Below are 4,528 nucleotides of genomic sequence, written 5' to 3' on the forward strand. Positions count from 1 at the left end.
CGGCAGCTTCCACGCGCCCGGGCTCGGCGGCCAGTGGTCGACCGACCTGGTCCCGGCGGCCGGGTCCGGTCCCGTCCGGACGCCGACCCCGTAGCCAGATCCTCGTTCCGGGCCGACCGGGTGTTAGTCGGGTAACGGACGGCCGGCCCGTCGCGAGGCGCCCGGGGGAACGAGCGAGAGGACCTCGAATGACCGCGCACCCGGCCCACGGACAGCTCGGGTACCTCCAGCTGCCGACCCGCGACGTCGGGCGCTCGATCGCCTTCTACGAGGCGGTGTTCGGCTGGACCGGCGAGCCGGAGCACGGCAGCTTCCACGCGCCCGGGCTCGGCGGCCAGTGGTCGACCGACCTGGTCCCGGCGGCCGGGTCCGGTCCCGTCCTCTGGCTCGGCGTCGACGACCTGCACCCCGCGCTGAGCCGGGTGGTGGCGCACGGCGGCCGGGTGCACGGCCGACCACGGCTCGACCAGGGCGCCCGGTGGCTCGCCGAGGTCGACGACCCGGACGGCACCCGGCTCGGGCTCGTCGCCCCCGTCCGGACGGGGCGCGCGCAGCCGCTGCTCGCGGTGCGGGACGTCGAGGCCGCGAGCGCCTGGTACCAGCGGGTGCTGGGTCTGGTGAGCGACCACGGCGGCCCGGAGTACGAGCGCCTCCTGGCCGACGGGGTCCTCGTCCTGCAGCTGCACCGGCACGACGTCACCCACCACCACGGCCCCGTCGTCGCCGATCCCGGCGCGCCGCTGGGCAACGGCGTCCTGGTCTGGTTCGGCGAGGTCAGCGACTTCGACGGCGTCGTCGCGCGGGCCGGGGCGGCGGGCGCCCCGGTGGCCCGGCCGCCGCACCGCAACCCGCCGGAGGGCGGGGGCAACGGGCCGAGCCACCGCGAGGTCTGGCTCCGCGACCCCGACGGCTACACCGTCGTGGTCGCGAGCCCGGACGGCGAGGTGTGGGAGTGACCCCGGTCAGCGCGCAGGCGTGATCCGGCCCGTGACCTCGCCGAACCCGATCCGGGTGCCGTCCGGGCCCGGCGCGGTGGCGGAGATCGTGACCTCGTCCCCGTCGAGCAGGAACGTCCGCTCCTCGCCCTTCACGGTGACCGGCTCGCGCCCGCCCCAGGTGAGCTCGATGAACGCACCGCGCTGGTGGCGTTCCGGGCCGGAGATGGTGCCCGACGCGAACAGGTCCCCGGTCCGCGCGGAGGCCCCGTTCACCGTCATGTGCGCCAGCATCTGCGCCGGCGACCAGTACATCTCGCGGTACGGCGGCCGGGCCACCTCCTCGCCGTTCCACTCCACGACCAGGTCGATGTCCAGGCCCCAGTCCTCGCTCCCGCGCAGGTAGTCCAGCGGCTGCGGGTCCTGCCCGGGCAGCGGCACCCGCGCCGCCTGCAGCGCGGCCAGCGGCACCACCCACGGGCCGACCGAGGTGGCGAAGCTCTTGCCCAGGTTCGGGCCCAGCGGCACGTACTCCCAGGCCTGGATGTCGCGGGCGGACCAGTCGTTGACCAGCACCGCGCCGAAGACGTGGCCGGCGAACTCGTCGACCCCGATCCGCCCGCCCAGCGGCGAGCCGACGCCGACGATGAACCCCAGCTCGGCCTCGATGTCCAGCCGCCGCGACGGCCCGTACGTGGGCGCCGCCTCGTCCGGCGCCTTGCGCTGCCCGGACGGCCGGACGACGTCCGTGCCCGAGACCACCACGGTCCCGGCGCGGCCGTGGTAGGCCACCGGCAGGTGCTTCCAGTTGGGCAGCAGCGGCTCGGCGTCCGGGCGGAACAACCGGCCGAGGTTCGACGCGTGGTGCTCCGAGGCGTAGAAGTCCACGTAGTCGGCGACCTCGAACGGCAGGTGCAGGGCCACGTCCCGGACCGGGTGCAGGGCCGCATCGGGCACGTCCCCGCCGACGAGCGCGGTGACCCGCTCGCGGACCTCCCCCCACCGGGCCGGCCCCTGGGCCAGGAACGGGTTCAGCGACGCCGCGGCGAACAGGGGATCGTCGAGCAGCACGGACAGGTCGATCACGGTGTCGCCCAGCCGCACGCCGACCCTCGGGTCACCGCCGGCGACCGAGAAGATCCCGTAGGGCAGGTTCCCCGGCCCGAACGGCGAGCCTGCCGGGACCTCGACGACGCTCATCAGTGGATTCCTTCCGGGACCGGTGCGGTCAGGACGCCCAGCGCGACGAGCTCGTCGCGCGGTTCGGTGATGCTGCAGGTGCCGAACGACGTGAACGCCGCCCGCACCCCCGGCTCGACGGCGCGGACCAGCCCGGCGACGGTCGCTCCGTCGCGCTCGGCGAGCAGGGCGCGCGCCTCGTGCTCCGTGCCGCCCCGGACGAGCGCGTCCGTGGCGAGCAGCAGGTTGAGGAAACCGTGCTGCTCGAACCCGGTCCCCGGGTCGGTGTTGCGCACCGCGTGGTGCAGCCCGGCGGTCGCCTTGAACGGCACCCCCGCCCCGACGACGGCGGCGACCCCCGCGGCCAGCTCGGCCTCGTCCGGGTGCAGGTCGGCACGGACCCCGCCGGTGCGGAACTTGGCCCGGTACCGGCCCGACGCGGCCAGCGCCTCCAGGATCGCGACCCGGCGCAGGTCGCGGGGCAGCTCGACGTAGACGTCGAGGTCACCCGCCGGCCCCTCCCCCAGCAGGTCGAGGAACTCGGCGGTGGCCATGCCCTCGGGCACCGCCACCTCGACCGACCGCAGCTCCACCGGCAGCGCCGCGACCTCCGCACGCACGGCGGGCAGGCCCGCCGGCCCGCCCGGCAGCGTCACCGACAGCGGCAACCGCGCACCCGGCGGGAGCAGCGGCCCCAGCTGCGGCACCGCCGCCGCGGCCAGCACCAGCGGCCCGACGAGCCCGGCGTACCAGCGGTCCTGCCGGTCCCGGTACGCCCGCACCGCGTCGGGCAGCGGGGCGAGGCCGGGCGGGAAGACCGCGGCGTCGTCGCACAGCCCGGCGACCAGGGCCGGGACGCCGGGGACCCCGCCCGTCACGACCCCGGACCCCGGCCCGACCAGGTCCAGGCGTAGCGGTCGTCCTCGGCGGCGATACCGCCCTCGCCCAGCTCCATGGGCCGGAACGTGTCCACCATGACCGCCAGCTCGTCGAAGAACTCGGCCCCGATCGACCGCTCGACCGCGCCCGGCTGCGGGCCGTGGGAGTGCCCGCCCGGGTGCAGGCTGATCGAGCCCTGCCCGATCCCGGATCCCTTGCGCGCCTCGTAGTTCCCGCCGCAGTAGAACATGATCTCGTCCGAGTCCACGTTGGAGTGGTAGTACGGCACCGGGATCGACAGCGGGTGGTAGTCCACCTTGCGCGGCACGAAGTTGCAGATCACGAAGTTGTCGCCCTCGAAGACCTGGTGCACGGGCGGGGGCTGGTGCACCCGGCCGGTGATCGGCTCGAAGTCGGCGATGTCGAACGTGTACGGGTACAGGCAGCCGTCCCAGCCCACCACGTCGAACGGGTGCGTCGGGTACACGTACCGGGTCCCGGTGATCCCTCGTGAGCCGCGGTGCTTGACCAGCACCTCCACGTCGGTCCCTTCCACCACGTACGGCTCCGCGGGCCCGTGCAGGTCCCGCTCGCAGTACGGAGCGTGCTCGAGCAGCTGCCCGAAGCGCGACAGGTACCGCTTCGGCGGGGCGATGTGGGAGTTGGCCTCGATCGCGTAGAGCCGCAGCGGGTCCGAGCCCGTCGGGATCCAGCGGTGCGTCGTCGAGCGCGGGATCAGCACGTAGTCGCCCTGACCTGCCTCGAGCACCCCGAACACCGTCTCGACGGTCGCGGTGCCGGACTCGACGTAGACGCACTCGTCGCCCACGGCGTTGCGGTACAGCGGCGAGGTCTCCCCCGCCACCACGTAGGAGATCCGCACGTCGGCGTTGCCCAGCACCAGCCGCCGTCCGGTCACCGGGTCCACGGCCTTCCAGTCCTGGCTGGTCAGCCGGTGCAGCTCCAGGTGCCGCGGGACCAGCGGCCGGTTCTCCCGGGTGCTCTGGTCCGGCAGCTCCCACGGTGTGGCGTCGACGATCGCCGAGGGCACGCCCGTGTGGTAGAGCAGCGAGGAGTCCGAGGAGAAGCCCTCCTCCCCCATCAGCTCCTCGTAGTGCAGGCCGCCGTCCGCGGTCCGGTGCTGAGTGTGCCGCTTGGGCGGGACGTCACCGACTCGCCTGTAGAACGCCATCGTGGCTCTCCTCCCGGGTGACGGGGTGCGCCGCCGCGCGGTGCAGCGCCGCGGTGATCTCTTCGGTGGTCGGGCCGGCCAGGACGGCGGCGACGTGGGCGTCCGGGCGGACGACCCACACCTCGTCGGGCCGGGCCGCGAGGGTCGCCGTGAAGGTGCCCCCGGGGTCGATCTCGGGCAGGGCGAGGACCCGGACCGGGCCGGGCGCGGCCGCGGCGGCCCGCGTGGCCGCGGCGTGGTCGACCCGGGCGCCGGTCAGGAGCAGGAACCCGTCGCGCGCCAGCGCGCGGGCCCGGCCGCCGACTGTCGCCCCGGCGACGACGACCGGGGCGTCGGGCAGCAG

4 protein-coding genes and 1 pseudogene are annotated in these 4,528 nt (G+C 75.1%); 1 reads left to right on the top strand and 4 read right to left on the bottom strand.

Annotated features, from left to right (window positions below; all coding sequences use genetic code 11):
• Positions 1 to 188 precede the first annotated feature (188 nt).
• Positions 189 to 956 carry a VOC family protein gene (locus AB0B41_RS42685; RefSeq protein ID WP_358212886.1) on the top strand — a complete coding sequence of 256 codons (768 nt, stop codon included), beginning with the start codon at positions 189 to 191 and terminating at the stop codon, positions 954 to 956.
• A 6-nt stretch (positions 957 to 962) separates the two neighbouring features.
• On the opposite strand, the gene fahA is transcribed toward AB0B41_RS42685, so the two are convergent.
• From fahA to AB0B41_RS42705, 4 genes and pseudogenes are all read right to left on the bottom strand, one after another.
• The gene (gene fahA, locus AB0B41_RS42690; protein ID WP_358212888.1) at positions 963 to 2,135 is read right to left on the bottom strand and encodes a fumarylacetoacetase; all 1,173 of its coding nucleotides are present in this window, start codon (positions 2,133 to 2,135) and stop codon (positions 963 to 965) included.
• Positions 2,135 to 2,992, bottom strand: a complete 858-nt coding sequence (locus AB0B41_RS42695) for a hypothetical protein (protein ID WP_358212890.1) — start codon at positions 2,990 to 2,992, stop codon at positions 2,135 to 2,137. The genes fahA and AB0B41_RS42695 overlap by 1 nt, the downstream gene beginning before the upstream one ends.
• A complete protein-coding gene (locus tag AB0B41_RS42700) occupies positions 2,989 to 4,185 on the bottom strand; it encodes a cupin domain-containing protein (RefSeq protein ID WP_358212892.1) in 1,197 nt (398 codons plus the stop codon). The genes AB0B41_RS42695 and AB0B41_RS42700 overlap by 4 nt, the downstream gene beginning before the upstream one ends.
• Positions 4,160 to 4,528: pseudogene (locus AB0B41_RS42705) on the bottom strand (hypothetical protein); the annotation flags it as partial. The gene AB0B41_RS42700 and the pseudogene AB0B41_RS42705, both read right to left, overlap by 26 nt.

Origin of the sequence: Pseudonocardia sp. NPDC049154, assembly GCF_040648315.1 — a bacterium.
Classification (GTDB): domain Bacteria; phylum Actinomycetota; class Actinomycetes; order Mycobacteriales; family Pseudonocardiaceae; genus Pseudonocardia.

Excerpts from the sequence above, each read along its gene's own strand:
- AB0B41_RS42685 (WP_358212886.1), top strand. The coding sequence starts at position 189 with ATGACCGCGCACCCGGCCCACGGACAGCTCGGGTACCTCCAGCTGCCG.
- fahA (WP_358212888.1), bottom strand. The coding sequence starts at position 2,135 with ATGAGCGTCGTCGAGGTCCCGGCAGGCTCGCCGTTCGGGCCGGGGAAC.
- AB0B41_RS42700 (WP_358212892.1), bottom strand. The coding sequence starts at position 4,185 with ATGGCGTTCTACAGGCGAGTCGGTGACGTCCCGCCCAAGCGGCACACT.